This is a genomic window from Bartonella florencae (assembly GCF_000312525.1).
Lineage (GTDB): Bacteria > Pseudomonadota > Alphaproteobacteria > Rhizobiales > Rhizobiaceae > Bartonella > Bartonella florencae.
In genome coordinates this window covers 373,247-399,283 of sequence record NZ_HE997452.1, presented here as the reverse complement: position 1 = coordinate 399,283, position 26,037 = coordinate 373,247, and the positions used below count along the sequence as shown (strand labels likewise).

General features: G+C 41.0%; 24 protein-coding genes and 2 pseudogenes. 7 read left to right on the top strand and 19 right to left on the bottom strand.

Features of this window, described 5'->3' with window-relative positions:
• From BN202_RS04500 to rimM, 7 genes are all read right to left on the bottom strand, one after another.
• Positions 1–690: succinate dehydrogenase iron-sulfur subunit (locus tag BN202_RS04500; protein WP_019219356.1), on the bottom strand; the 690-nt coding region annotated here is incomplete at its 3' end.
• Positions 691–704: 14 nt separating this feature from the next.
• Entirely contained in the window at positions 705–2,549 is a 1,845-nt protein-coding gene (gene sdhA / locus BN202_RS04495) for a succinate dehydrogenase flavoprotein subunit (RefSeq protein WP_019219355.1), read from the bottom strand.
• Positions 2,550–2,554: 5 nt separating this feature from the next.
• Positions 2,555–2,941, bottom strand: coding sequence for a succinate dehydrogenase, hydrophobic membrane anchor protein (sdhD, locus tag BN202_RS04490; protein WP_019219354.1), 387 nt, complete (start codon positions 2,939–2,941; stop codon positions 2,555–2,557).
• Positions 2,942–2,959: 18 nt separating this feature from the next.
• Entirely contained in the window at positions 2,960–3,361 is a 402-nt protein-coding gene (gene sdhC, locus BN202_RS04485) for a succinate dehydrogenase, cytochrome b556 subunit (protein WP_034987441.1), read from the bottom strand.
• 471 nt (positions 3,362–3,832) lie between these two features.
• A complete protein-coding gene (rplS, locus tag BN202_RS04480; protein WP_019219352.1) occupies positions 3,833–4,273 on the bottom strand; it encodes a 50S ribosomal protein L19 in 441 nt (146 codons plus the stop codon).
• A gap of 198 nt (positions 4,274–4,471) precedes the next feature.
• The gene (trmD, locus tag BN202_RS04475; protein ID WP_019219351.1) at positions 4,472–5,170 is read right to left on the bottom strand and encodes a tRNA (guanosine(37)-N1)-methyltransferase TrmD; all 699 of its coding nucleotides are present in this window, start codon (positions 5,168–5,170) and stop codon (positions 4,472–4,474) included.
• Positions 5,171–5,471: 301 nt separating this feature from the next.
• Positions 5,472–6,002, bottom strand: coding sequence for a ribosome maturation factor RimM (rimM, locus tag BN202_RS04470; protein WP_019219350.1), 531 nt, complete (start codon positions 6,000–6,002; stop codon positions 5,472–5,474).
• Positions 6,003–6,145: 143 nt separating this feature from the next.
• Here rimM and BN202_RS04465 point away from each other — a divergent pair, with 143 nt between their 5' ends.
• Both BN202_RS04465 and BN202_RS04460 read left to right on the top strand, forming a co-directional pair.
• Positions 6,146–6,955 (top strand): SapC family protein, encoded by an 810-nt coding sequence (locus tag BN202_RS04465; protein WP_019219349.1) that lies wholly within the window; start codon positions 6,146–6,148, stop codon positions 6,953–6,955.
• 3 nt (positions 6,956–6,958) lie between these two features.
• The gene (locus tag BN202_RS04460; RefSeq protein ID WP_019219348.1) at positions 6,959–7,927 is read left to right on the top strand and encodes a tyrosine recombinase XerC; all 969 of its coding nucleotides are present in this window, start codon (positions 6,959–6,961) and stop codon (positions 7,925–7,927) included.
• Positions 7,928–8,099: 172 nt separating this feature from the next.
• Here BN202_RS04460 and BN202_RS04455 read toward each other — a convergent pair whose 3' ends face one another.
• Positions 8,100–8,378, bottom strand: a complete 279-nt coding sequence (locus BN202_RS04455) for a BolA family protein (RefSeq protein ID WP_019219347.1) — start codon at positions 8,376–8,378, stop codon at positions 8,100–8,102.
• A 122-nt stretch (positions 8,379–8,500) separates the two neighbouring features.
• Between BN202_RS04455 and BN202_RS04450 the strand changes: the two genes are divergently transcribed.
• The 3 genes from BN202_RS04450 (at position 8,501) to cobT (ending at position 12,375) form a co-directional block, all read left to right on the top strand.
• Positions 8,501–9,121, top strand: coding sequence for a J domain-containing protein (locus BN202_RS04450; RefSeq protein WP_019219346.1), 621 nt, complete (start codon positions 8,501–8,503; stop codon positions 9,119–9,121).
• A gap of 348 nt (positions 9,122–9,469) precedes the next feature.
• Positions 9,470–10,456 carry a cobaltochelatase subunit CobS gene (gene cobS / locus BN202_RS04445; protein WP_019219345.1) on the top strand — a complete coding sequence of 329 codons (987 nt, stop codon included), beginning with the start codon at positions 9,470–9,472 and terminating at the stop codon, positions 10,454–10,456.
• Positions 10,457–10,470: 14 nt separating this feature from the next.
• The gene (cobT, locus tag BN202_RS04440) at positions 10,471–12,375 is read left to right on the top strand and encodes a cobaltochelatase subunit CobT (RefSeq protein WP_019219344.1); all 1,905 of its coding nucleotides are present in this window, start codon (positions 10,471–10,473) and stop codon (positions 12,373–12,375) included.
• 590 nt (positions 12,376–12,965) lie between these two features.
• Here the strand turns inward: cobT and BN202_RS04435 are convergent.
• Positions 12,966–13,649, bottom strand: a complete 684-nt coding sequence (locus BN202_RS04435) for a queuosine precursor transporter (RefSeq protein WP_019219342.1) — start codon at positions 13,647–13,649, stop codon at positions 12,966–12,968.
• Positions 13,650–13,768: 119 nt separating this feature from the next.
• A complete protein-coding gene (gene rpmB / locus BN202_RS04430; protein ID WP_019219341.1) occupies positions 13,769–14,062 on the bottom strand; it encodes a 50S ribosomal protein L28 in 294 nt (97 codons plus the stop codon).
• 279 nt (positions 14,063–14,341) lie between these two features.
• Between rpmB and BN202_RS04425 the strand changes: the two genes are divergently transcribed.
• Complete coding sequence (locus tag BN202_RS04425; RefSeq protein ID WP_019219340.1) at positions 14,342–15,127, top strand: SURF1 family protein; 786 nt, start codon at positions 14,342–14,344, stop codon at positions 15,125–15,127.
• Positions 15,128–15,754: 627 nt separating this feature from the next.
• Here BN202_RS04425 and BN202_RS09430 read toward each other — a convergent pair.
• The 5 genes and pseudogenes from BN202_RS09430 to htpX all read right to left on the bottom strand — a co-directional run bounded on the left by BN202_RS09430 (position 15,755) and on the right by htpX (position 22,054).
• Complete coding sequence (locus BN202_RS09430; protein WP_019219339.1) at positions 15,755–15,907, bottom strand: DUF1127 domain-containing protein; 153 nt, start codon at positions 15,905–15,907, stop codon at positions 15,755–15,757.
• A gap of 148 nt (positions 15,908–16,055) precedes the next feature.
• A complete protein-coding gene (gene purH, locus BN202_RS04420; RefSeq protein WP_019219338.1) occupies positions 16,056–17,672 on the bottom strand; it encodes a bifunctional phosphoribosylaminoimidazolecarboxamide formyltransferase/IMP cyclohydrolase in 1,617 nt (538 codons plus the stop codon).
• 169 nt (positions 17,673–17,841) lie between these two features.
• Entirely contained in the window at positions 17,842–19,539 is a 1,698-nt protein-coding gene (locus BN202_RS04415; RefSeq protein WP_019219337.1) for a heparinase II/III family protein, read from the bottom strand.
• A gap of 64 nt (positions 19,540–19,603) precedes the next feature.
• On the bottom strand, positions 19,604–20,971 hold the full coding sequence (locus tag BN202_RS04410; RefSeq protein ID WP_019219336.1) for an RsmB/NOP family class I SAM-dependent RNA methyltransferase: 1,368 nt from the start codon (positions 20,969–20,971) through the stop codon (positions 19,604–19,606).
• 52 nt (positions 20,972–21,023) lie between these two features.
• Positions 21,024–22,054: pseudogene (gene htpX / locus BN202_RS04405) on the bottom strand (zinc metalloprotease HtpX).
• Positions 22,055–22,137: 83 nt separating this feature from the next.
• On the opposite strand from htpX, the gene BN202_RS04400 reads away from it, so the two are divergent.
• Positions 22,138–22,353: a DUF1674 domain-containing protein gene (locus BN202_RS04400; protein WP_019219335.1), complete on the top strand. Its 216-nt coding sequence runs from the start codon at positions 22,138–22,140 to the stop codon at positions 22,351–22,353.
• A 318-nt stretch (positions 22,354–22,671) separates the two neighbouring features.
• On the opposite strand, the gene rpsP is transcribed toward BN202_RS04400, so the two are convergent.
• The 4 genes and pseudogenes from rpsP to BN202_RS04380 all read right to left on the bottom strand — a co-directional run bounded on the left by rpsP (position 22,672) and on the right by BN202_RS04380 (position 25,854).
• Positions 22,672–23,040, bottom strand: coding sequence for a 30S ribosomal protein S16 (gene rpsP / locus BN202_RS04395; protein ID WP_019219334.1), 369 nt, complete (start codon positions 23,038–23,040; stop codon positions 22,672–22,674).
• Between the two features lie 16 nt (positions 23,041–23,056).
• A pseudogene (locus BN202_RS04390) lies at positions 23,057–23,384 on the bottom strand (chorismate mutase).
• Positions 23,385–23,409: 25 nt separating this feature from the next.
• Positions 23,410–24,978, bottom strand: a complete 1,569-nt coding sequence (gene ffh, locus BN202_RS04385) for a signal recognition particle protein (protein ID WP_019219332.1) — start codon at positions 24,976–24,978, stop codon at positions 23,410–23,412.
• A 219-nt stretch (positions 24,979–25,197) separates the two neighbouring features.
• Positions 25,198–25,854 carry a carbonic anhydrase gene (locus tag BN202_RS04380; protein WP_019219331.1) on the bottom strand — a complete coding sequence of 219 codons (657 nt, stop codon included), beginning with the start codon at positions 25,852–25,854 and terminating at the stop codon, positions 25,198–25,200.
• Positions 25,855–26,037 lie beyond the last annotated feature (183 nt).

Below are 26,037 nucleotides of genomic sequence, written 5' to 3'. Positions count from 1 at the left end.
AATCGTATGGCAGCGATAAAGGCGGAAAGGATCTTCTAAATTATCAAGGCGCTCTCCACACATCTCATCACGTGAATCAGCAATCCAACGATAAGCTTGCAGCAGAATTGCTGGTCCCAAATAACGATCACCATTCCACCAATAACTCGGACATGATGTTTGACAACAGGCGCATAAAATACATTCATAAAGACCATCAATTTTTTGACGATCGGAGTGACTTTGCAACCATTCTTTAGCGGGTTCAGGTGAAACGGTTTGCAACCAAGGTTCAATTACCCGATGTTGCGCATAAAAGCGCTTTAAATCAGGAACCAAATCTTTCACCACTGGCATGGAAGGCAAAGGATACACCTTAATGGGGTGCTTTACATCATCCATACCTTTGGTACAAGCCAGCGTATTGAAGCCATCAATATTCATGGCACAGGAACCACAAATACCTTCACGACATGATCGGCGAAGTGTCAAAGTGGGATCAATATGGTTTTTAATAAACAAAAGCCCATCCAAGATCATAGGACCACAAGCAGAACGATCCACATAATAGGTATCCAGATGAGGATTTTCTTCATCATCAGGTGACCAACGGTAAACATGAAATTCTGTCAGTTGCGATGCACCTTCAGGTTTAGGCCAAACTTTTCCCATTTTTACTTGAGAGTTTTTGGGAAGCTTAATTTGTACCATAATTCATTCTCCCCTTAGTAAACACGCTTTTTAGGTGCTATGCGTTTTAAGTCGATACCACCATCTGCCTCAGCTGTTAATGGATCAACATGAACAGGTCGATAAGACAAAGTTACCTTCCCCTCTTTTGTCAAATGTGAAAGTGTATGTTTGCGCCAATTTTTGTCGTCACGCTCTGGATAATCTTCACGGGCATGAGCACCTCGACTTTCCAAACGTGCTTCTGCAGAATAAACAGTGGTAATGGCATTAGCCATCAGATTTTCGAGCTCTAATGTTTCAACCAAATCAGAGTTCCATATCAGAGAGCGATCTGTGACTTTGAGATCAGCCAATTCATCCCAAATTTGGCTGATCCGCCGACATCCTTGCTGCAAAGAATCTTCTGTACGAAAGACAGAAGCATCTTCTTGCATTGTGCGCTGCATTTTTTCACGCAAGACAGCTGTTGGCGTTGTGCCTTGAGCAAAGCGTAATCGATCAAAACGCGCGATAATTTCCTCAACTGCCATCTCATTAAGAGGTGGAATTTCGGCATTTCGATCAATGACTTCACCGGCACGAATTGCAGCGGCACGACCAAACACAACAAGATCAATTAATGAATTTGATCCCAAACGATTAGCACCATGAACAGAGGCACATCCAGCCTCTCCCACTGCCATCAAACCTGGTTGAACACGATCAGGCGAATCAGCTGTTGGATTGAGAACTTCCCCATAGTAATTGGTAGGAATCCCACCCATATTATAATGAACCGTAGGAAGGATGGGGATAGGTTCTTTTGTCACATCCACCCCTGCAAAGATTCGAGCGGATTCCGAAATCCCCGGTAAACGTTCATGCAATATGGCGGGATCAATGTGGTTAAGAACCAAATGGATATGATCTTTTCTTGGACCAACACCACGCCCTTCGCGAATTTCAAGGGTTATACAACGTGAAACCAAATCCCGTGAAGCCAAATCCTTAAAGGAAGGTGCATAGCGCTCCATAAAGCGTTCGCCCTCAGAATTAATCAAATAGCCACCTTCACCCCGTGCTCCTTCTGTAATGAGACAGCCTGAACCATAAATGCCTGTTGGATGAAATTGCACAAACTCCATATCCTGAAGTGGCAAACCAGCACGTGCAATCATTCCACCCCCATCACCCGTACAGGTATGCGCCGATGTTGCTGAAAAATAGGCACGCCCATAACCACCAGTTGCGAGAACAACCATCTTGGCAGAAAAACGGTGTATTGTACCATCATCAAGATTCCATGCCACCACACCGGTACAGACACCATCGGTCATGATGAGATCAAGTGCAAAATATTCAATAAAAAATTGGGCATTATGTTTTAAGCTTTGTCCATAAAGTGTATGCAGGATAGCATGTCCTGTGCGATCTGCTGCGGCACAAGTCCGCTGAACAGGTGGCCCTTCACCAAATTGTGTTGTATGCCCCCCAAAAGGACGTTGATAAATTTTGCCTTCTTGCGTACGTGAAAAAGGCACCCCATAATGTTCTAATTCATAGACAGCAGCAGGGGCATTACGTACCAAATATTCCATTGCGTCAGTATCGCCCAACCAATCAGATCCCTTCACGGTATCATACAAATGCCACTGCCAATTGTCAGGTCCCATATTGGAAAGCGAAGCTGCAATACCCCCTTGCGCCGCAACGGTATGTGATCTTGTTGGAAAAACTTTTGTGATACAGGCTGTTTTTAATCCTTGCTCTGCCATCCCAAGTGTTGCGCGCAATCCTGCACCCCCTGCCCCAACAACCACAACATCGAATTTATGATCAACCGTGCGATAAGGGGCATTGCCTGCTCTTGCGCCCAGAGACGATACTGTACTTGCCATATCCGTTAACCCCCTAACGCAATTTTCAAAAGAGCAAAAATGATAATACCTCCCAAAACAAAACAAAACAAAATATTTAATGCCAGAAAGAACATCCGGAAACCTTCACGCGGAATATAATCTTCAATAACCACCTGCATTCCAAGCTTCATATGATAAAGCACTGAAATCGTAAGCAATCCCATTAAAATAGCCACAACAGGATGCGCAAGCCGTGCGCGCACAACGCTATAATCCTCTCCAACGAGTGAGAGAATAAGAACAATAAAAAAAATCAAAAGCGGTAGATTTATAAAACCTGTCAAACGCTGTAACCAAAAATGCTCTGTCCCTTCATGGGCACTTCCACGCCCACGTACTTTGGCAAGTTCCGTTCGAAAATCTTTTTTCATAACCCTCTCCACCCCCAGCTAAACAATGCTATATCCAATAAGCCAAATTGCAAGAGTCACAATAAGAGAAATAAACACGGTTGCCCATGCCACTATGGTTGCTTTTTTTTTCGCTAAAAGGGAAGGTTTCAGATCCCAAATAATATGACGAACTCCACCAACCATGTGATGAACGCCAGCAAGAGTATAAAGAAACAAGATACAAAGCCCAGGCACGGAGCTATAAATCTCATGAATGGCTCTAAAAGCTTCTGCTCCACAAGCAATTGCCATCAACCAAAGAGCAAGAAAAAGCATTCCAAAATAAAGCGCCAGCCCCGTTATACGATGTGCAATAGACATCGCCATCGTAATGGTCCAACGATAAATACTGATATGGGGGGAACGTGGGCGCTCTTTTATCCTAATTGTCTCTGTCATAAAATATCCTGACCTGGCTTTTACTGCAATCACATCATGGGCGATAAGATTCGCACAAAATGCCAAGTGCATTATCGTTTCCACTTATTTGGCATTTCAAGATGCCAATATTACAGGTCGGTTGTCTCAAATAACGGATTAAAGGTCACGCATAAAAAAAACCGATTTTTTACAGCTATATAGCTGTAAAACGTGCTTCAATTTAATATAATTTTATCTTCACGTCAAAGGTCTAACATCATTTCTCAAATATAAATAGCTATTTTTTTCAAGTAAACTCCCACCCATTTATGCATATCAACACTCTCTTTTAATTTAAAAATCGTGCAAGTTAGCCATAATTGAAGAAAAACGAAGCACCCAAGGCTTTGAGAAGCATTTTATGCATACTCAAAGCCACTTCTTTAACTAAAAACAAAAAATACAGGGAATAAAAAAACCGCTTTTTATAAATTTTAACAAACACAGCTCTTATTCGGCAACTGGCGCTGGTGTATCTGCAGGCACAGCTGTTGTTTTTACAACTTCAGCAAGTTTTTCAGTCTTTTTGCGGTAGTCTCTCTTCTCGGCGATACGGGCAGCTTTACCTCTCAAACCACGAAGATAATAAAGTTTTGCACGACGCACTTTACCTTTGCGCACAAGCTCAACACCCTCAATGAGGGGAGAATATACTGGAAAAACACGTTCAACACCTTCACCATAGGAAATCTTACGCACTGTAAAGGTCTCATTTAACCCACCACCGGAACGAGCAATACAAATTCCTTCATAGGCTTGGACACGGGTACGTGTACCCTCGCTCACGCGTACCATCACACGCACGGTATCGCCTGGTTGAAAAGCTGGCAATTGACGTTTTTCTGCAATTTTTGCACATTGTTCAGCTTCGAGCTGTGCGATAATATTCATTTTTTTATCCTTCATGATTCTTTATCGAACAGTCAGAGCGCTCAACTCTTGCCGAAAAAAGCCTTTTCATAAACAGAAAAGAAGTTCTTTAGGCTATGCATGACACAGGAGCGAATACACCATTCCTTCATTTTAATTTTGGAACTATAAAAATTTTTTTAAAAGAGAGCCATGGCATACACCACCTTACAACATGAATCAAGTTTTCTGACGATTTTTATCATAACAGGCATAAAGATCAGGCCGCCGTTGACGTGTTAACAGTTCAGCTTGTTGTTGTCGCCAATCGGCGATAGCTTTGTGATGCCCAGAAGTCAACACTGGTGGAATAGTGCGTCCTTCGAAAAGAGCAGGACGCGTATATTGGGGGTGTTCCAGCAAACCATTCTCGAAACTTTCACATTGAGCAGAATCCGCATTACCCATAACACCGGGGAGAAGACGTATAACGACATCTAAAAGAACCAGTGACGCTGTTTCCCCTCCTGAAAGGATATAATCCCCAATGGAAATCTCTTCCAATTTCCGCGCTTCTATGACCCGTTCATCGACACCTTCAAAACGCCCACAAACCAATGTCACTCCCGCCTCACGCGCCAGAGAACGTGCATAAGTCTGGTCAAAAGGCCGTCCACGCGGACTCATTAACAATCTTGGCGAATCATTTGGACAACTGTCCAGTGCAGCCGCTAACACATCCGCCCTCATAACCATACCAGCCCCCCCACCAGCCGGTGTATCATCAACACTATGGTGTTTATCGAAAGCAAAATCCCTAATTTGCACTGTCTCCAGAGACCATACTCCCTTCTCTAAAGCTTGACCAGCTAAAGAATATCCCAGAAATCCAGGAAACATTTCAGGATAAAGTGTTAAAATGCGTGCATGAAACTTCATTACTTATTCTTTCATCTCTGCCTTCTATCCCCGAAACGGCCTATCCCCAAAACGGCATGAGTCCCATAGGCCATCACCAACGCCATAATACGCAATTCACCGCAAAAGCCCACATTTCTTTGGTATAGAATACCCATATTCCCCGCTTGCTTATTTTGCGAAAAAACTCCAAAAATCCAAGAACATTTTAGGATTCATACAGATGCTTAGAATCGCATTTTTGTATTTCCGCACCTTTTACTTTTTACTTTATTCTTTGCCTTTACCTTTATTTTAGAGTTTAAGGCAATTTATTCTTTTCTCAGATATCACTTAAACCAGCAGCCACTGGATCAACAACCAAAAAGCCAGAAGCAAGGCAAATCTCTGGCACCGCTGCTTTGCTAAAGGGAATAAGCACAGTTTTACCCGTATTCAAACGCATTTCAAGCAAATCACCAGCGCCAAAATTAAAAAAACCACTCACCTCACCCAAAGTCTGACCAACAGCATCTTGGACATGAAGCCCAATTAAATCAACTTGATAAAATTCATCTTCAGTTAAATCCTCTACCAATTGATCGCGGTGAATATACAAACGAATGCCTTTTAAGTTTTCCGCCGCACTGCGATCTTCAATGCCTTTAAAATGCACAATCGCGTTATTTTTTTGCATGCAAAGTGTTACAATTTCATAACAACGCCCCATATCATCATAAAGAACACCATAAGTCTTTAAGGACTCTGGTTTAGCACTAAAAACTTTCATCAAGACGTTCCCTTTTATACCATGAGCGGAACCAATAATGGCAAGATAGACTTTATTTTTAAGCTTTTTTTTATTATACTTCATGTAAAAATATTATCTCTCACAAACGAATCTTTCACGCATAATTTTCTGTTCAATCTTGTTGCCATATGAGACAATCTTCCCCAAAGACCTTTTTTGGTAACAACAGCAAATTAATTAAACAAATTATATTAAGGAGAAGTCTTATGGCAAATGTTATGCTCTTTTACAAAGATATCACCCCGATCAACAAAGTTTCCCATAAAAATCTAAAATTTGCGCCTCCAAGTGATATGTCTTTTGCCAAAGATACCCACTGGGTTCCTCTCGCAAGCAGTGAATATTTTCAAGCAGCATTAGATTATCCGATTTTATTTATGTGTGCAGAAGATGAACAAAAGAAACGGCACTATACATCTGCTGCTCTTGTTGGTCTTTCTAATGACGAGAATGACTATATCGCCTCTGATAAAAATTGGAAAACAAACACTTATGTTCCGGCTTTTGTCCGCCGTTATCCTTTTGTTCTTGCGCAACTGAGCAATGAAAAAGAACTTTCCGTTTGCTTTGATCAAAAATCAGGCATGTTTAATGAAGTAGCAGGCACAGAACTTTTTAATTCTGATGGCTCTATTTCTCCTTTTATGGAAGAGCGGATTCGTTTTCTTGAAAGCTTTAAAATCGCTATGGAAAAAACTGCTGAATTTATTGATGCCCTTGTGGAGATGGATCTTCTCAGTCAAAAATCCATCAATGTGAAAAATGACAAAGGTCTTTCAGCGCAATTAGAGCATTTTTGGATTGTTGATGAAGAAAAACTCAATAAACTCTCTGCAAGCCAACTTGCAAAGCTGCACAAAAATGGTTTCCTAGGATTGATTTTTGCACATTTGATGTCAACGAATAATCTTCTAAAAATACTCTCTCTCAAAGGGGAAAAGCAACTTGCCAATAGTGAAGAGCAACTACAAAGTGAGAAGAGTGAAAAACCTAAAAAGAAAGAGACACTTAATTAAAAAATGCCCATAAAAGATGACACGAGAAAAGACGAAAATATCCCTCTCATTCCAGCAAACCATGTTGTTTTAACAGCAAGAAAAAATTGGCTGGACTGTCTGCGAGAAACACGTCGTATGGCTGTAAAAACAGTAGAAGCCTATGAACGTGATACACGACAATTTTTGTTTTTTCTCTGTCAACATTTGGGGCATGAACCAACCTTTAATGATCTCGCCAATTTGCGTGTTGTTGATTTGCGGGCTTATTTGGCTTATCGACGCGCGGATAATATAAGTGCACGCTCGTTAAGCCGAAGCATAGCTGGTTTACGCTCTTTTTTCAGCTATCTCGCCCGCGAAGAAATTGTCAGTATCCCTGCAGCTCAGCTCATAAGAACCCCAAAACATCCAAAATCTCTGCCAAAGCCTTTAACGGTAAAGTCAGCACTGCATTTAGTCAAACAAGAAAACCAACAAGAAAATGAACCATGGATCACCGCTCGTAACAGCGCTGTTTTGGTACTTCTCTATGGTTGTGGCATGCGAATATCAGAAGCTTTAAGCCTCACACCAGAACAATTTTCTGATCCGCAAAAAACAAGTTTATACGTGACAGGAAAAGGTCAAAAAACGCGCCTTATTCCTCTAATCAAAATTGTTCACGAAGCGATACAGAATTATCTCAAATGCTGCCCCTATCCTTTAGTAGAAAACCAACCAATGTTCCGCGGTGCGAGAGGTGGCCCCCTGCAACCAGCCATTATTCAACGCGCTATGCGAAACTTACGGGCGCATCTTGGTCTACCAGAAACAGCAACCCCACATACATTGCGTCATTCTTTTGCCACCCATCTTTTATCACGAGGTGGGGATTTACGTTCTATTCAAGAACTTCTTGGTCATGCGAGCCTTTCTACCACCCAAGCCTATACCCATGTGGATACAGACCACCTTTTGGAAATTTATCAAAAAGCACACCCACGTTCTTAAAAGATTTACAAAAAGAAAAAACGGAAGAGATACAGCTTCCACGCCAAAGCATGAAAATCGATTGTAAGCTTCATTCTAAAAGACCCAAATAAAAGCCCCTGATGGATTTCTACACGCATCATTCCTATAAAACTATACTTTGTATCTCAACACTCTTATAAAACAAGAAAAATTAAACAGGCGCAATCTCCAAAGCTAAAGCATGAACGCAGGTTGCCAATTCTTTTTCTAAGACTTTATAAATCGACCGATGGATCTCTACACGCGTCATTCCTTTAAAAGAAGAAGACAAAATTTTCACCCGAAAATGCGTTTCCCCTTTACCATCAAAAGCATATTCATCATGTGGATGTCCTTCATGCAGGTGACTCTCGTTAATCACCTCAAGTTTTTGTGGATGAAACGCGTCTTGAAGCTTCATCTTAATCGTTGTTTGAACTGCTGTAACCATTTTTATTCCTTCAGAAAATGAACGATGCAAAGCATTTTCTTCATGAGTAAACTAAGTGTGAAAATAAATTTTTCAAAAGTCAATTCTTGTAAAATTAATTGATTTTGCATAAATCTAAAGATATGACAATAACATCTAAATTATTCGATTCAATTCGAATCAGCTCTAATAAAAAACAAAAAGCTGAATCAGAGGCGCAAAAGTGCCAGTGGGAAGGTTGTGAAAAATCAGCATCCCATAAAGCGCCAGCGGGCCGAAATCACGAAGGCCAGTATCTGCATTTTTGCATTGAGCATGTACGTGCCTATAATAAGAATTTTAATTATTTCTCTGGCCTTAGTGACAAAGATATTGCAAAGTTTCAAAAAGATGCCCTTACAGGACATCGCCCAACATGGCCTACCGATTTTAACAATGGCACATCGAAAAAAACAGCTGCCAATTATGCACAAATTCGCTCTGGAACAGCGGCCTATCAAAATCGTATGCGTGATCCCTTTACGATTTTTAACAAGCGTCATTCAACCGATAATCCGTTGCGAAGGTTAAAACCCTTAGAAGCAAAAGCTTTTGATACATTAGGATTACAAGCAAACGCTTCCGCTGAAGATATTAAAACAAAATACAAAGAGCTGGTAAAGAAACACCATCCAGATTCCAATGGTGGCAACCGCTCTTCAGAAGAGCGTTTTCGCGATGTTTTACACGCCTATAATTTGCTCAAAAAAGCTGGTTTGTGCTAAAAAAATACATTCCAATACCCTCATTTTATTTTCACTGTAAGAAAATTCAAAGAGCGGACAAAAAACGTCATTCAGATTCCAATGGTGGCAAGCGCTCTTTGAAAGAAGTGTTTTGATAATCTTCTATAGGCACCTATAATGTGCTTAAAAAATTAGTTTATGCCAAGGGAAATTACCCCTATCAAATTCACTCTCACACGCATTATCGTTTTTTTCACAAAATATGATAAAGCCTAAATCTGCTCCTCCCTATCCAAGACTTTCATTATAGGGCATTGCATAAGAGCTCTAACTCTTGTATCACTTCCTAACAAATGAAAATAGCATTCTTTCCCTTCCAGAAAAACCATGACAAAAACAAATCTTACAGTAGAAAATGTGCCCAATATTACACTCTGTGCTCGTGATCTGTTTCATGTTGATACGGATATGAAAGTTCCTGCTTTTAGTACAAAAAGCTCCCATGTTCCGGATATAGATCCCGATTATCTTTTTGACCAGCAAACAACTTTAGCGATTTTGGCAGGTTTTGCCTTTAACCGCCGTGTCATGGTTTCCGGTTATCATGGTACAGGGAAATCGACGCATATTGAACAAGTTGCAGCACGTCTCAACTGGCCTTGTATCCGAATTAACCTTGACAGTCATGTGAGCCGTATTGATCTAGTGGGAAAAGATGCCATTGTTTTAAAAGATGGCTTACAAATTACTGAATTTAAAGAGGGTATTTTGCCATGGAGTTATCAAAACAATATTGCTCTTGTTTTTGATGAATATGATGCCGGTCGTCCTGATGTTATGTTTGTCATCCAACGCGTTCTTGAAGCCTCTGGACGTCTCAGTTTACTTGATCAAAGCCGTGTTATTACGCCTCACCCAGCATTTCGTATTTTTGCAACGACAAATACGGTTGGACTTGGTGATACAACAGGGCTCTATCATGGTACGCAACAAATCAATCAAGCCCAAATGGACCGCTGGTCTATTGTAACGATTCTCAATTATTTGCCCCATAACAAAGAGGTTGATATTGTCTGTTCAAAGGTCAAATCTTTTCAAACAACAGAAGGAAAAAAGACAATTTCACAAATGGTTCATGTTGCTGATATGGTACGTCAATCTTTTATCAATGGGGATCTTTCAACCGTCATGAGCCCACGTACAGTAATCACTTGGGCAGAAAATACGGAAATTTTTCAAAATGCGGGCTTTGCCTTCCGGCTTACTTTTCTCAATAAATGTGATGAACTTGAACGCCCTATAGTTGCAGAATTTTATCAACGTGCTTTTGGAGAAGAACTTTCCGAGTCACTCATTCACGGTGTTTTGCCTTAAGGAATCTGTCACGCATGACTACCGATATTGGTGATAACAAAAATCCGGCAAAGGACTCTCCCAACAACACTCTTGATGTTGAAGCTTTTAAAAAAGCACTTTCCACCTGTATGCGTGCCATTGCAGGTACACCCAACCTTGAAGTTTCCTTCAGTCATAATCGAGCATCTTTGAGCGAAAATTATGCGCGTTTACCGGAATTTCCTGTTCATACCACAGAGAAAGATATCATGATTAGCCGTGGATTAGGAGATTCCATGGCTTTGCGTACGGCATGGCATGATAAGCATATTCACACACAATTTTCTCCACAAGAATCGCAAGCACGTGCCATTTTTGATGCTCTTGAGCAAACACGTGTTGAAGCCATTGGCACTTTAAGCATGGAAGGAATTGCACAAAATCTTGATGAAATGCTTGCCGATAAATATCAAAGAGCCCATTATCAAAAGATAAGCAGCCAAAGTGAAGCGCCCATTCAGGAAGCGCTTGCGCTTTTATTGCGTGAAAAAATAACAGAACGCCCTCCCCCACAAGAAGCAGGACCTGTCTTAGAATTATGGCGTCAAGAAATTGAACAAAAAGCCGCCACGCAGCTGAATGAATTAACACAGCATATTCACGACCAACAAGCGTTTGCGCGGATTGTTCGTCAAATGCTTTTTACACTCAAAATGGCAGTTCAACTTGAAGAAATCTCTGAAAGTGAAAACAATAAAAAATCAAAAGATGGGTGTGAGCCTCAAAACCCAGAAGAAAAAGAAAACCAACACCAAAAACACGAGAAGAGTGAAGAACAAACAACTACTGAACAAGAAAGTGATGTGCAAGACAAAGGCAAAACCCAAGCAACAAAATCAAACGACAATGATAAAGATGAAGAAGAGCAAGAAAGTGATGCTTGGCAAAAAAAATCGAGCCAATCCAAACATCTTTTGACTATTTCAGAACAAATGCAAAAACTGACTGATTATAAAGTTTTCACCCGTGAGTTTGATGAAATTCTAGAAGCGACAGATTTTTGTTCTGAAAGCGAATTAGATCATTTACGCCGTTATCTTGATAAACAAATCAACCATCTACAAAACATTGTTGGGCGCTTAGCAAATCGTCTACAACGCCGCCTTATGGCACAACAAAATCGCAATTGGAATTTTGATCTTGAGGAAGGATATCTCGACACATCACGGCTTTCACGTCTGATTATAGACCCCATGCAACCTCTTTCTTTTAAAATGGAGAGCAATACTCAATTTCGCGATACCGTTGTTTCACTGCTCATCGATAATTCGGGTTCCATGCGAGGACGCCCCATTACGGTTGCAGCAAGTTGTGCAGATATTTTGGCACAAACTCTTGAACGCTGTGGAGTAAAAGTTGAAATTTTAGGCTTTACCACCAAAACTTGGAAAGGAGGAAAATCGCGAGAAGAATGGCTCAAACAAAATAAGCCTCATCACCCAGGCCGCCTGAATGATTTGTGTCACATTATCTATAAAAGTGCGGATACTCCATGGCGTCGTGCGCGGCGCAATTTAGGTCTCATGATGCAAGAAGGATTGCTAAAAGAAAATATCGACGCAGAAGCATTAATTTGGGCGCATCAACGCCTTTTATTACGACGCGAACAACGGCGCATTCTCTTGGTCATTTCTGATGGAGCCCCTGTTGATGACTCAACGCTATCGGTTAATTCCAGCAATTATCTGGAAAAACATTTACGCGCAGTGATTCAAGAAATCCAAACACACTCACCTATAGAGCTCATTGCCATTGGCATTGGTCATGATGTCACACGCTATTATCAACATGCTGTAACAATCATGAATGCCGAAGAACTTGCCAATGCTATAACAAAACAATTAGAATCACTCTTTAGCGATAAAAAAGCTCGTTCTCATCATCATAAGAGAATTTAACACAAGCTCTATACTCTTTATTTGATTTTCTCCTTTTAAAAACACCTTCACCACAACATAAAGATACCTAGTTAAATTGTTTTGCACCCTTCTTTCGCGCCCCCACCCCATGAACCGTTCCCCTCTTATCAGCAAACCAACCATAGCACGTAATCAACACCATAGGACACAATTCCTACAATAAGCCTTGCCTGCCTAAAGCCAATACCGCTTTTCTTTTTGCCAGCTTTCACTGCACGTTCTCTTACATTGAAGAATAGTCCCTCACAAAAAACAGAGGGCGCCACAAAGTACCATTGTGTTGAAAAGAAACCATCCCCATCAGAGCACGGCGATTTGTAAAGCGCCCTTTATGTTTCCCAATCATTTATAAGAAGTTATTACATTTGAAAAAATTGAATGTCTAGAACGCACACAATCATAAATCTTTAGAAGACGATCATCCCCTCAACCAAAACAGCCTCTTGAAGTTATGCGAGAAAATAAGAAATCTATAAAAAATCTCTATACAGCACACACAACTAAAATGCCTCTAATAAAGACACGTAAAAATCTTTTTTTCTCTAAAGAAATAAGAGGACAAATAATGATTATTTGCTGCTCACAAAAGATGGATCATCTTTTGAATGTCCTTGATAAAGAGGTATTCTCACAGCGCTAAGAATTGTTCCATAAGGAATTAACATAAACAGACTCATAATGATTTTTACAGAAAAATCGCCAAAAGCCAGCGAAAACCAAACTGGAAGATCTATCACACCAAAAACAGTACTCTCCAAAATGGAACTATCAGCATAACCTGTTATCTGATCGATAACAGCAAAAGCGCTAGAAAAAGCAAGAGCAAAAAACACAACCGTATCCAAAGCCGAACCGACCAATGCTGCTGCGAGAGGTGCCTTCCACCATGTTTTACGTCTCAAAGGAGTAAACACAGCAATATCGAGCAGTTGCCCAAACAAAAACGCTAAACTTGATGCAATTGCAAGCCGTGGTGTAGCCAATACCCACGAAACAAAAACACCGGAAAAAAAGCCAGCATAAACCACGTGCCGTGCAGCAGCCGGACCATAAAAACGATTGGTTAAATCATTAATGAGAAAAGCAAACGGATAAGTAAAAGCCCCATAAGTGAGCAGTTCATTTAAACCAAACCAGTAGACAGGATACTGAACTAAAATATTAGAAGCCGTCACAGCAAGACACATGGCAAGAGAAAAAGCGATATACTTCTTCTCTTTCCATGCTAATAAAAAATCGTGTTTTGAAGACATTTTTTTTAACCTGGGATATGGAACCAATCAAATACAACGAATCAAAAACTGCAAATCTATAAGACAATACCCCTAGAGAATATAAACAAACAATTGAGCTTCATAACAACCAGAGGCAATTAAGCTGCTTGTTCAGCTTTTTTCTTAACGATTTGGCGCTTTAACAAACGCGCACGTTGTGACAATTCTTTATCATCGGCTTTAAGCAAAAAACCATCCAAGCCACCGCGATGCTCCACAGACCGCAAAGCACTTGCTGAAACCCGCAAACGGTAATTTTGCTGTAACACTTCAGAAATCAATGTCACATTGCAAAGATTTGGTAAAAAACGACGACGGGTTTTATTGTTCGCATGGCTAACATTATTGCCATAAAGAACTGTTTTTCCTGTCAATTCGCAAGCACGAGACATAAACTTCACCTTTAAACTCTAAAAAACTCTCAAAATCCCAATACCCATAAAGCAGAATGAAGGCAAACAGCGCACAACACCCCTTAAACAGATATTAGGGAAGTCGTGCTTTTAATAGGGTGTCGATACCAAAAGGTCAAGTCTTTTGTAAAACCTTTTGCATTCCTTACCGAATCGTACGGCTCTCTTTTCTTAATGAAATGAGGCAGAAAATGGTTTTTTTTACCAAGTATCATGTTAAAAGAATGCTTATTATCTTAAATAAGGAAGCAATTCATCATGAGCAAAACAGATTCCTCCATGACAAAGCTTCAACAAAAACAAAGTCATTTTTCTTCATTTCTCTTTGGCATATTCTGTATGTGTTTTTTTCTTCTCTTCAGTGCACTTGGTATATGGCAAGTACAACGATTAAACTGGAAAACAAATCTTATCACCAGTGCCAATCAACGTATTCATTTACCTCCCATAATAGCCCCATCACAAAATCAATGGGAACAAATTACTTTTGAAAAAGATGAGTATCGCCCTGTCACGATCACAGGAAAATTTTTGACAAATAAAAACATCTTAGTCACGGCTGTTGCTCAAGATACGAGCGGTTACTGGGTTTTGACCCCTTTACAAACAGCAGATAACGCTCTGACCTTTATTAACCGTGGTTTTATTCCTATGGACGCACGCGATGACTTTCAAAACTCTGATTCATCACAAACAAATACGCAATCTCATCAATATGAAGCTATAGATACCCAACAAACCACCATCATAGGGTTGTTACGCATGAGTGAAAAAAATGGTTTTTTTCCACGTAAAAACGATCCTGATAAAAATATATGGTACACGCGCAATCTTCCCACTATGGCAGAGAAACTTGGTCTTTCCACAGTTGCACCTTATTTCATTGATGCTGGCAAAAAAACAACACCACAAGAAGCCCTTCCCATTGCTGGTCTCACGATTGTTCACTTTCGAAACAATCATCTTGTCTACGCCATCACATGGTTTATCTTAGCTGCTGGCATTTTGGGTGCCTCTCTTTTTCTGCTACAGCAAAAAAGATAAAAAATAAGATATTTACCTTAAGAAACATCACCACAACAAAACATATTCTCACCCCCATTATGCAGAGAATTTTATCAACGATAACATTTGCTTTTTCAAGAAATAGCACGCAAGCCCGCCACTAGGGCAAACACAGAGGATCCCCTGCTCTCTTTACCGTATTATAAATGGAGAAAAAACTCTTCCTTTCATCTCATAACAAGACAAGAGATTGATTTATAAGGATAACAAAGGTTTTACACCTATTCTGAGAGAACCAAATACACGCAGACTCTCTGATATCAAACCTATTTATGGGCAAGCAATTAAAATGATTCCCTTACCCCATCACAAACAAAATTTACGTATGGCAAAATTTACGTATGGACAAAGCTCTCAACGAAAAGGAGTAAAGATGCCCCTCCTAAACACTCTCAAATGCAAGAGCTTGTTGCAACACTAAAGGACTCGCACACCGGACAACTGCACCGATTTGCACTTTTTTAAACGTAAAAATGACGGTTCCCGACAGCATTTAAACCACACTGTCACACGATCCACCAGCAATATCATGAAACCAACTTGAAAACATCGCAAGATGCTTCTTTACAACAAAACAGCTTTTTTAAACGCCAACATAAATAAATCTTACAAAGGCTTCCGAGAATAACGCCGCGCAATGGAATCAATATCGCCACGATGAATGCCAAGATCATTAAGTTCATATGTTGAAAGACGACTCAACGCATTTACTGTCCGCCGGTAACGACGCCAATTACTATAAGAACGCAAAATATCCATATCTTTTACTCAAACTTTATTCTAATCCCTCTGCTGTATAATTTAGAGCAAATTACAAAAAAGTGTTGTGCTATAAAATCATAACAGACATGCGTCCACGACATGAGAAGCGCCTTTAAAACTTATTCGTAAAAAACACCAAAACCCGTTAATGACGGAAATGCCGCACACCCGTAAAAACCATTGCTAAACCATGCGCATCACAAGCCTCAATCACTTCTTCATCACGCACAGAACCACCTGGTTGAATAACTGCTGTTGCGCCTGCCCCAGCAGCTGCCAATAAACCATCAGCAAAAGGAAAAAAAGCATCCGATGCAACCACAGACCCTTTCGCAAGAGAGTGTGTTAAACCTGCTCTCTTTGCACTTTCTTCAGCTTTACGTGCAGCAATTTGGGCCGAATCGATACGACTCATCTGCCCCGCGCCAATTCCAACAGTTGCACTATTTTTTGCATAAACAATAGCATTTGATTTAACATGCTTTACCACCCGAAAAGCAAATTGAAGATCACGCATTTCTTCTGGACTAGGTGCCCGCTTTGTCACCACTTGCAGTTTAAGATCATCAACCACCATATTATCACGCGACTGCACTAAAATTCCACCTGCAAGCGTTTTGGCAAGAAGTCCTCCACATCGTGGATCAGGAAGACCACCCGTTATCAGCAAACGAAGATTTTTCTTGCTTGCAATAATTTCCCGTGCCGCCATTGTTGCATCAGGAGCAATAATCACTTCCGTAAAAATTTTAACAATCTCCTGAGCACATTCTTCATCAAGAGTTTGATTTAATGCAACAATTCCGCCAAACGCGGAAATATCATCACACATCAAAGCCTTCAAATAAGCCTCTTTCAAACTCGCACCTTCTGCAACACCACAAGGGTTTGCATGTTTAATAATCGCAACAGCAGCAGTTTTTTTGGGATCAAATTCTGTTACCAATTCAAATGCCGCATCAGTATCATTCATATTGTTATAAGACAGCGCTTTACCTTGCAAAAGTTTAGCTGTTGCGACCCCAAAACGTTTTTCACTATTGTGATAAAATGCTGCCTTTTGATGCGGATTCTCCCCATAGCGCATAACCGTCTCAAGATGCCCCGAGAAACTCTGCCATGCTGGTGTCTCAATTTTTAAATCCTCTGCAAACCACGAAGCTATTGCCGCATCATACGCAGCCGTATGTGCATAAGCATGCATTGCTAACTGACGTCGCAGAGAAAAGCTTAAACATCCCTCATGCTGCTTTAATTCAGTAAGAACCACCTCATAATCACGCACTGCTGTTACCACAGCAGTATAAGCATGATTTTTCGCCGCAGCGCGGATCATTGCTGGTCCACCGATATCAATATTTTCAAGAATGGTTTGTCCATCTGCTCCAGATTGAACAGTTTCTTCAAAAGGATAAAGATTCACCACCAGAAGATCAATTCCATGAATGCCATGCTGCTCCATAGCACTCGCATGGCTAGGATTTTCTCTGACTCCCAAGAGAGCCCCGTGAATCAAGGGATGGAGTGTTTTGACACGTCCATCCATTATTTCTGGAAATCCTGTGACCTCCGCAACATCTTTTACCGGCAAACCAGCAGTCATTAAGGTTTTGGCTGTTCCTCCTGTTGAAATCAATTCAACACCGTAAGCGTGAAGCGCTTGTGCAAAAGCAACCACACCTGTTTTATCAGACACGGAGAGAAGAACACGACGAACCCGATGAAGATCAGGTATGGGAAAATTTTTTGCAACAACACCCATAACAGAAACCCTAAAAATGAAATGGTTAAAATTCAAATAAAATAATCTTATAGCTTCATAGCACACGCTCTTATTAAAATACACTGCAAGGATAAAATCCCTTTCTCTTTTAACAGAGAAAGAAGAACGCTTCATTTATCAGCAATGATTAAGAAGAGGATCATTTTTCTCATGAACGGCGGATAAAACGCCAACGAACTTTTTCCTGAACTGTAGGGTGGAAATACAAAACAATCTGTTGTGTACGCTGCGGTCCTGTTAACGCAGCAAAATCAATTGAATCTTCAAGGTAAATATCTGCATCAGGGGATATAAAGTACCACACTTGCCCATTCTCCACAGCTAAACGCACATGCTTACCATCATAATTGACTTCTACTTCTGGGTGAAGATGAAACCGAACAGCAACATTATTTTGTTCACTTTGTACTCTCTTCTGTCGCTTTGAGAGTGCTTTATTTGGCATAAAAAAGCGATCAAAACCCTCGATCATGTCGCCATTTGTCGCTAAGATGAGACCACGCTCATGCACAAGATTAAAAGACCGCACATATCCATCATGGCTAGCAATAAAACCAGTTTTCTCTGAATCGTCTATACGACGCACTTTCACATCTGTTGGTCCCTCAAGCAAAAAGGAAGCACCCGTTCTTTTTTTATGAAAAACCCCGACACAGCAATCATTCACCGTTGCTGTTGAATGTGCCGCGGTAACACGCCCTAAATGTCGATATTCTTCACGTCCATAAGGATCAACACCCATATTAATAACAAAACGACTTCCCTTTGAGGACATTTCAAAAGACAAACATCCCGAACCAGCATATTTTGCAGCGGAACGTGGTGGAAATTTTCCTGTATCGGCAAGCACTGTTGTTTGATTGGCTTGTAAACGCTGAAATCCTGAATAACGCGCAAAACTAAAAGGTTGCCCTACTGTCTCATCGAGCTCTAACAGTGCAGATAAGCGTTCTGATACAAGGGGCCCCACTCCATTAAAATGCGCCAAAGTTTGATCTTCATGGATAAAAAACCGTAAAGCTGGCAACATACGCTCTACAGAATCAATCAAAATACGCGGTGCCGTTTCATTGCTATGCATAAAAAGATGCCGTAACGACAATAAATCCGTTAACAAATTCATCAAAATAACAGGGCTACGCGAAATATGTCCACCATCAACCAAAATTTGGCATGAAAGCTCCTCTATAAGGAAATTTTGCGCCTTTTTTTTCATAACTGCAGAAACAGGCAAAGCCAAAGAAGCAAATGTCAAAGCTATTGCGGCTTGTAGACGTTGATCATTATTTTCCATACTGGAAATCGTGACACGCAAATATCGAAATTGGAATCCCAGTGCACGCAAAAAGCGTTTTTCAAACTCTTCACTTGCTCCTTGCAAGAGCATTTTTGAGTGACAAATCCAAGAAATTAGACGCCGTGCCACCACCGGTGCACTCCAAGCCAATCCCTTTACTTTTTTGCCTCCATGATCCAGCCAATCCTCTAAGAGCGTGCGTGCATGGGCTGTTGCCAAATTGCTCTCTGCTGCTGTCATATGTCGCAACCAATGAAAATCATGAAGAGCTGCCTCCCATTCCGGTGTTGGCGGAACCAATGCAAAAGGGGAAACAGCACCAGAATGAACAACCTGACCCATAAAAGCAAAACGTCCATGGTAAAACTCATGTGCCATCACCGGATCAGCCAAATGCAAATCCATGGGATGCGCTAAAATTGTATGGGGACGAAATCCTGAAAATCGCCAACGAAACAGTGGTCCAACCGATAAACGCCTTATAAATTGCTGTGCCCCATAAACGAAGTCGGACGCCTTTATCTGAGGACCTTTTACTGCAATTGCCACAATCTCATCTCCGTACCTACTGAATCGTGCACAATTTCAGCCATTTTAGTAAATGAACCGTTAATTAAGCTACTTTTCGCAGGCGTGCGGCAAAAAAACCATCCATTCCTAAAAAAATATTTTTCTCAGCGTCAAAATCTTCCTGACAAAAATCTGCAGGTGTTGTGCGCAAAATCCCCTCACACGAGAGCAAATGCGCCATCACCCCCATTTCCTCTGCAAGGATAGGCTCTAAAACAATATCGTTACGTGTCGACAAAATTTTTTCAATGACACCTTCACCTTCTTCTTTTGCCAAAGAACAATTAGAAAAAACAATGCAGCCACCTTTTTTCACCAAAGCAACTGCTGCAACAAGCAAATCATATTGTAAGGCCGCTAATGTGGCAATATCATCCATTGATTTTGTCCATAAAACGTCCGGATGACGGCGTATTGTGCCCGTAGATGAACAAGGAGCATCAAGAAGCACGGCATCAAAAAGCTTTTCAGGATGAAAATTTCTCACATCCCCCTGCCAAGTAGAAACTGAAAAATGCAGGCGCTCCATATTCGCCTTTAAACGCTTTATCCGACTAGCAGAAAGATCAATTGCTGTCACATCAGCGCCCTGCAAAGCCAATTGAGCAGTTTTTCCCCCAGGACTTGCACAAAGATCAGCAACCCGTTTACCCTGAATATTGCCAAGTAAGCAAGCAGGCAACGCCGCCGCAAAATCCTGAACCCACCAAACTCCCTCCTCATAGCCCAGCAAATCAGCAACAGCACAATCTAAACTGTTCAACCGAATAGAACCATTGGGCAACACAACACCGCCCAGCCGTTTAGCCCATTCCACACTATCGGATTTCACTGTCAAATCGAGAGAAGGTGGAACAGTTTGAATTGTCAAAATCTGTTGAGCCTTTTCTTTTCCATAAGTTGACACTAAAAGCTGGGAGAACCATTCTGGCACTCCTTCAACGCTAGGAGCTTGAAGGCGCAAAAAGGCTGCCTCACGTGCAACATTGCGTAAAAGAGCATTAACCACCCCTGAAAACCGGCGCATACGCGGATCAAATTTAGCCACACGCACTGCTAAATCAATGGCAGCATGATCGGGAATATTAAGATAGAGAATTTGCGCGACACTGATATGCAAAAGATGCTGAAGAGAAAATGCTTGTGAAGGTAAAGGGCGCGCTAAAAAGCGTGATAAAGCTGCTGTAATCTGTCCTCGATGACGCAACGCCGCTGCCAAAATAGCGCGACACAACAAACGATCTCGCTGAAAAAGCCTTAAATATTGAGGATGCCCATGATCATTATCCGTTAATCCTGAAAGGGAAGCATATTTATCAAGCACCGCGCCTAAAAGACGAACACACACCTGCCGAACAGTTAATCCCAGAATCTCTTTTTCGGACACATGCCCCGCTTTTTTGTCTTTCAAAACAACACCTTTATGCCTTTATTTCTTTAAGATTTCTATAGTCAAGGCTTTTTTAGTCTCCATAATGAAGCCAAGAAGGGCGTTTTGTAACGCGCTGAAAATCACTCTTTTGTTGATGATCCGATACACCGGTTTGGGCATAATGCTGGAAAGCTCTCTCATGAAAGGCGCTGCTTTTTTCCTTCAAGCCATCCTCTTCATTCCATCCTATGTTTTGTGCAAGATCCCCTTTCATTTCTTCAGCCTGCCGATAAAGAGCAGCAATACGATTTGCCGTTGCTGGATGGGTAGAAAAAAGGCTATCAGCTCCCTCACCACTCAAGGGATTAATAATAAACATATGCGCTGTTGCTGGATTATGCTCTGCCTCTTCATTATATATTTTATGCCCACCATGGGCAATTTTACGCAATGCCGAAGCCAACCATAATGGATTACCACATATTTCAGCACCTCGTCGATCGGCAGCATATTCACGCGTGCGGCTAATAGCCATTTGCACAAGCATTGCAGCAAAAGGTGCCACAAGCAGAGCAACAATTCCCCCAATTCCGCTCATACCATGAGAATCCTCTGAAGAATGACGCCGTCCACCCATAAAAAAAGCGAAATTACCAAGCATTGAAATTGCACCCGCAATCGTTGCTGTCAAGGTCATTGTCAAGGTATCACGATGCTCAATATGTGCAAGTTCATGTGCCATCACTCCCGCAATCTCCTCTGGACTTAACTGCGCTAACAATCCGCTACTTGCCGCAACAGCTGCATTTTGAGGATTACGTCCTGTAGCAAAAGCATTAGGCTGCGCGTTTTCAATAATATAAACCTTTGGTTGAGGAAGAGAAGCTTTTTTGGCTAAATCGCTTACAATCTTATAATAAACAGGCGACGAATGCTGATCCACTTCACGCGCGCCATACATGCGTAAAACGATTTTATCTGAATTCCAATAAGAAAAAAATTAAGACCACTTGCCATAATCAGGGCAATGACCATACCGCTGCCCCCTCCAACAAAATAACCAACTCCCATAAAAAGAGCGGTCATAAAAGCCAAAAGCATGGCTGTACGCATTATATTCATTACTCAAAAAACTCCATGATAAAATATAATCAATACTATATGATGGGGTTTTCTTTCTGCTTCTTCAATGGAATAGGTTTAAAATGGATAAAAAATATGAGAAAATAAGCACACAAAATGTCACTATCGATAAACAACAATCCCTCTCTCCTGCCGCACAACGTGCACTAAAAGAGGCCGAAGAAAGGCGTAAACATGAAAAAAATGAAGCAAAACCCTTAGAAAATGGCGGACGTGGCGGCAAAGACCCTTCACGCTACGGAGATTGGGAAATTAAAGGCCGCGCCATTGATTTTTGAAAATATATCTTCATTTCTTTGAAAAGAAAACGGCTTTTGGCAAACAAAAGCCGAGAGCAATGATTATCCTCTCATAAAGACTTTTCTACAAGGAGTACCCAAGTCCTATTAAAGAAATGAGGCATAGCAGTAAAAAACCATCTTCTTATGAAGACAAAAAAACCACACCATGACTTTTTAAAAAGAACATTGATTTAAAAAAAATCAAACATCTTTTTAAAGAAATATCCGTTTTTGTTTTTCAAAAACGGATAAGGGTTATTTTTTTCTATAAAAGCTTTTAAAGCAGAGACGATGATTCTTTAAAAACAATCATTCTTATGCTTCTGAAGCAGCTTCAGCCGCAGCTGCTTCTTCAGCCGCTTGTTTTGCAGCTGCCACACGTTCTTGTGCCTTTTTGCCCAGTTCACCTTTTTTTGGATTATTACGGGTTGGACGTTTTTTCAAGCCAGCTGCATCTAAAAACCGTAACACGCGATCTGTTGGCTGTGCTCCTTGACCAAGCCAATATTGGATACGTTCTTCATTAAGTTTCACACGTGGTCCATCTTTTGGCAACATTGGATCCCATGCACCAACACGTTCAATAAACCGTCCATCACGCGGACTGCGTACATCCGCAACAACGATGTGATAATAAGGACGTTTTTTTGAACCTCCACGGGACAAACGAATTTTTAATGCCATATTTTATCTCCTATTGTCAGCTCTGGCTTTCGTTTAAATTAATTTGCATCATTTTTGTTTTTAGCAATCACCTCATGGTGCTGCACAACCTCTTTAATAATAAACTTCAAAAATCTTTCAGCAAAATCGGGATCAAGACGACTTTCTATAGCCAATTGCCGCAATCGTTCTACTTGATGTTGCTCACGCAAAGGGTCAACAGCAGGCAAATCATAATGGGCTTTTAAATGTCCCACCAACTCTGTACAACGAAACCGCTCCGCCAAAATATGTATCAAAGCTGCATCAAAATTATCAATAGATGCTCGTAAATGCGTTAATTCATCTAATATTTTTTTCTGCATCCTCTTTCCTTATTCTCTTCGCATCTTACTTTTTCTTGGGATGTTGAGGAAATTTTCCTCTCTCAGCAATGCCACTGGAAAGCCCAGGAAATGGAGACCTACTCCCTGGAAGACCAGGGAGAACATTCCCTCCCTTACCACTTTCTATTTGCTTTTGCAGTGTTGCAAGCTGCTTTGGATCAAACCCCGATAAATCAGGTAGTGTAGCGTAATCACCGCCCAAAGTATCCTTACTACCAAGCCCCATCTTAGAACCAAGCCCGCTCAACATTTTTCCCATAAAACCGCCTTTACCTTTGCCCCCAATAGCTTTTACCATATCAGCCATCTGACGATGCATTTTTAAAAGCTTATTAATATCAGCAGCGCTCGTGCCAGAGCCTTTAGCAATTCGTTGTTTACGGCTATGTTTTAACAGCTCGGGATTAGCACGCTCTAAGGGTGTCATGGATGAAATAATAGCCAATTGACGATTAAACAAACGATCATCAAGTCCGGCAGCAGCGATCTGATCTTTTACCTTACCCAAACCTGGCAACATTCCCATAATGCCGCCCATTCCGCCAAGTTTTTTCATTTTCTGCAATTGTTCCGCCAAATCATTGAGATCAAATTTACCAGCCTGCATTTTTTTTGCAAAAGCAGCCGCTTTTTCATGATCCATTGTCTCAGCAGCTTTTTCGACCAGAGAAACGATATCCCCCATTCCGAGGATACGATCAGCAATACGGCTTGGATGAAACTCTTCTAAAGCGTCTATTTTTTCACCGATCCCGATTGCTTTAATCGGCTTACCCGTAACAGCACGCATGGAAAGCGCCGCCCCACCGCGACCATCACTATCCATACGTGTTAAGATAATTCCTGTAATTCCCACCCGCTCATCAAAAGAACGTGCAAGATGGACAGCATCCTGACCTGTCAAACTATCCGCGACCAACATAATTTCATGTGGCAGAGAACAAGCTTTAATTTCAGCCAATTCAAGCATCAAAGCTTCATCAACATGGTTACGACCTGCTGTATCAAGGATTAACACATCATAACCACCCAATTTGGCTGCTTGTACCGCACGTGTTGCAATATCGACAGGAGACTGCCCAGCAATAATAGGTAAACTTGGCAAATTTACCTGTTCTCCTAATTGACGCAGTTGTTCTTGTGCAGCAGGACGGCGCGTATCCAAAGATGCCATAAGAACTTTTTTATTATTTTTATCCGTGAAACGCTTGGCAAGTTTTGCTGTTGTTGTTGTTTTTCCAGAACCTTGTAGACCAATCATCATGATCACAACAGGTGCAGGCGCATTTAAATCACTAAGAACACTTTCACTTCCAAGAACATGAACCAGTTCGTCATGAACAATTTTAACAACCATCTGGCCCGGTTTAATTGATTTAACAATCTCAGCCCCAATAGCTTTTTCACGAACCCTATCGGTAAAAGAACGCACGACATCGAGTGCCACATCGGCTTCCAATAAAGCACGACGAATTTCGCGCAATGCCTCTGCAACATCCTGATCCGACAAAGCGCCACGTCCTGTCAAATGAGACAGTATGGACCCAAGTCGTTCTTGTAAGGATTCAAACATTCTTTACCTCATTGCTGCACAACAACCAAAGCGAAATGACATCCGAGAACGCATCGCGTCGTCGGATGTTGACCTCTGAGATCTATTTATACCCTTAAACACTGGGGTCTCAGTTGGTGGCTCCAAGTTAATTTTGTCACTGAAAGCTCGCTCTTTCAAACAATAAAACCAAGCATTTGTCAAGATTTATCATACAATAGCTTCAAAAGACAGCACATATTACCCTTCATCTGTCTCAACTTCAACACGCACAAAATTCCCTGTTTCCTGTTCTACACTCCATAATTCACCGCTTGAGATATCAAACCAAACCCCGTGTAATGTCAAAATACCTTGATCTTGGCGTGCTTTTATCCATGGAAAAGTCTCTAAATTTTTCATCGAATAATGTATAGACAATTGCTCCAATGTAATTTGCTGTTCTAATGCGGACAGTGATTCATCTTTAAGGACTGTTTGTGCTGCTGGTGCTAAAAGACTTATCCATTGGCCAATAAAATCATTTGAAGATAAAGACTTGCACGCTCCTTGCAGAGCAGTACCCACCCCACCACAATGAGCATGACCAAAAACAACGATATGCTTCACCTCAAGCAATTGCACAGCATATTCAATTGCTGATGATGTTGCGTGATACTGGTTATCAGGAGAAAATGGAGGAACCAAATTTGCCACATTGCGTAATGTGAAAATTTCACCTGGCTTAGCATCAAAAATCGTTTCTGGTATTGCCCGCGAATCACAACACGCAATGACCAAAACTTCAGGTTTTTGCCCTTCAACTGCCAATTGTTGATAATGTTCTGTTTTGCGTGAAAAATGATTTTTTCTAAAGGATTGATAACCACTTAAAAGTCTTTCAGGCAAACATGTCATTCTTTACTTTACTTTCATTCTGTATATTTAAAGAAACAAAATATTAACATTAAAAAAATACTAAAACGTCTCTTTATAGACGCAAGATATTGCTTTAAAATAACAGATTATCACCATAAAATGGAAGAAACCAATTTATTTTCTCCAAATAAATTACTATTTCCTGCAAAAAGAAGGTGCTAC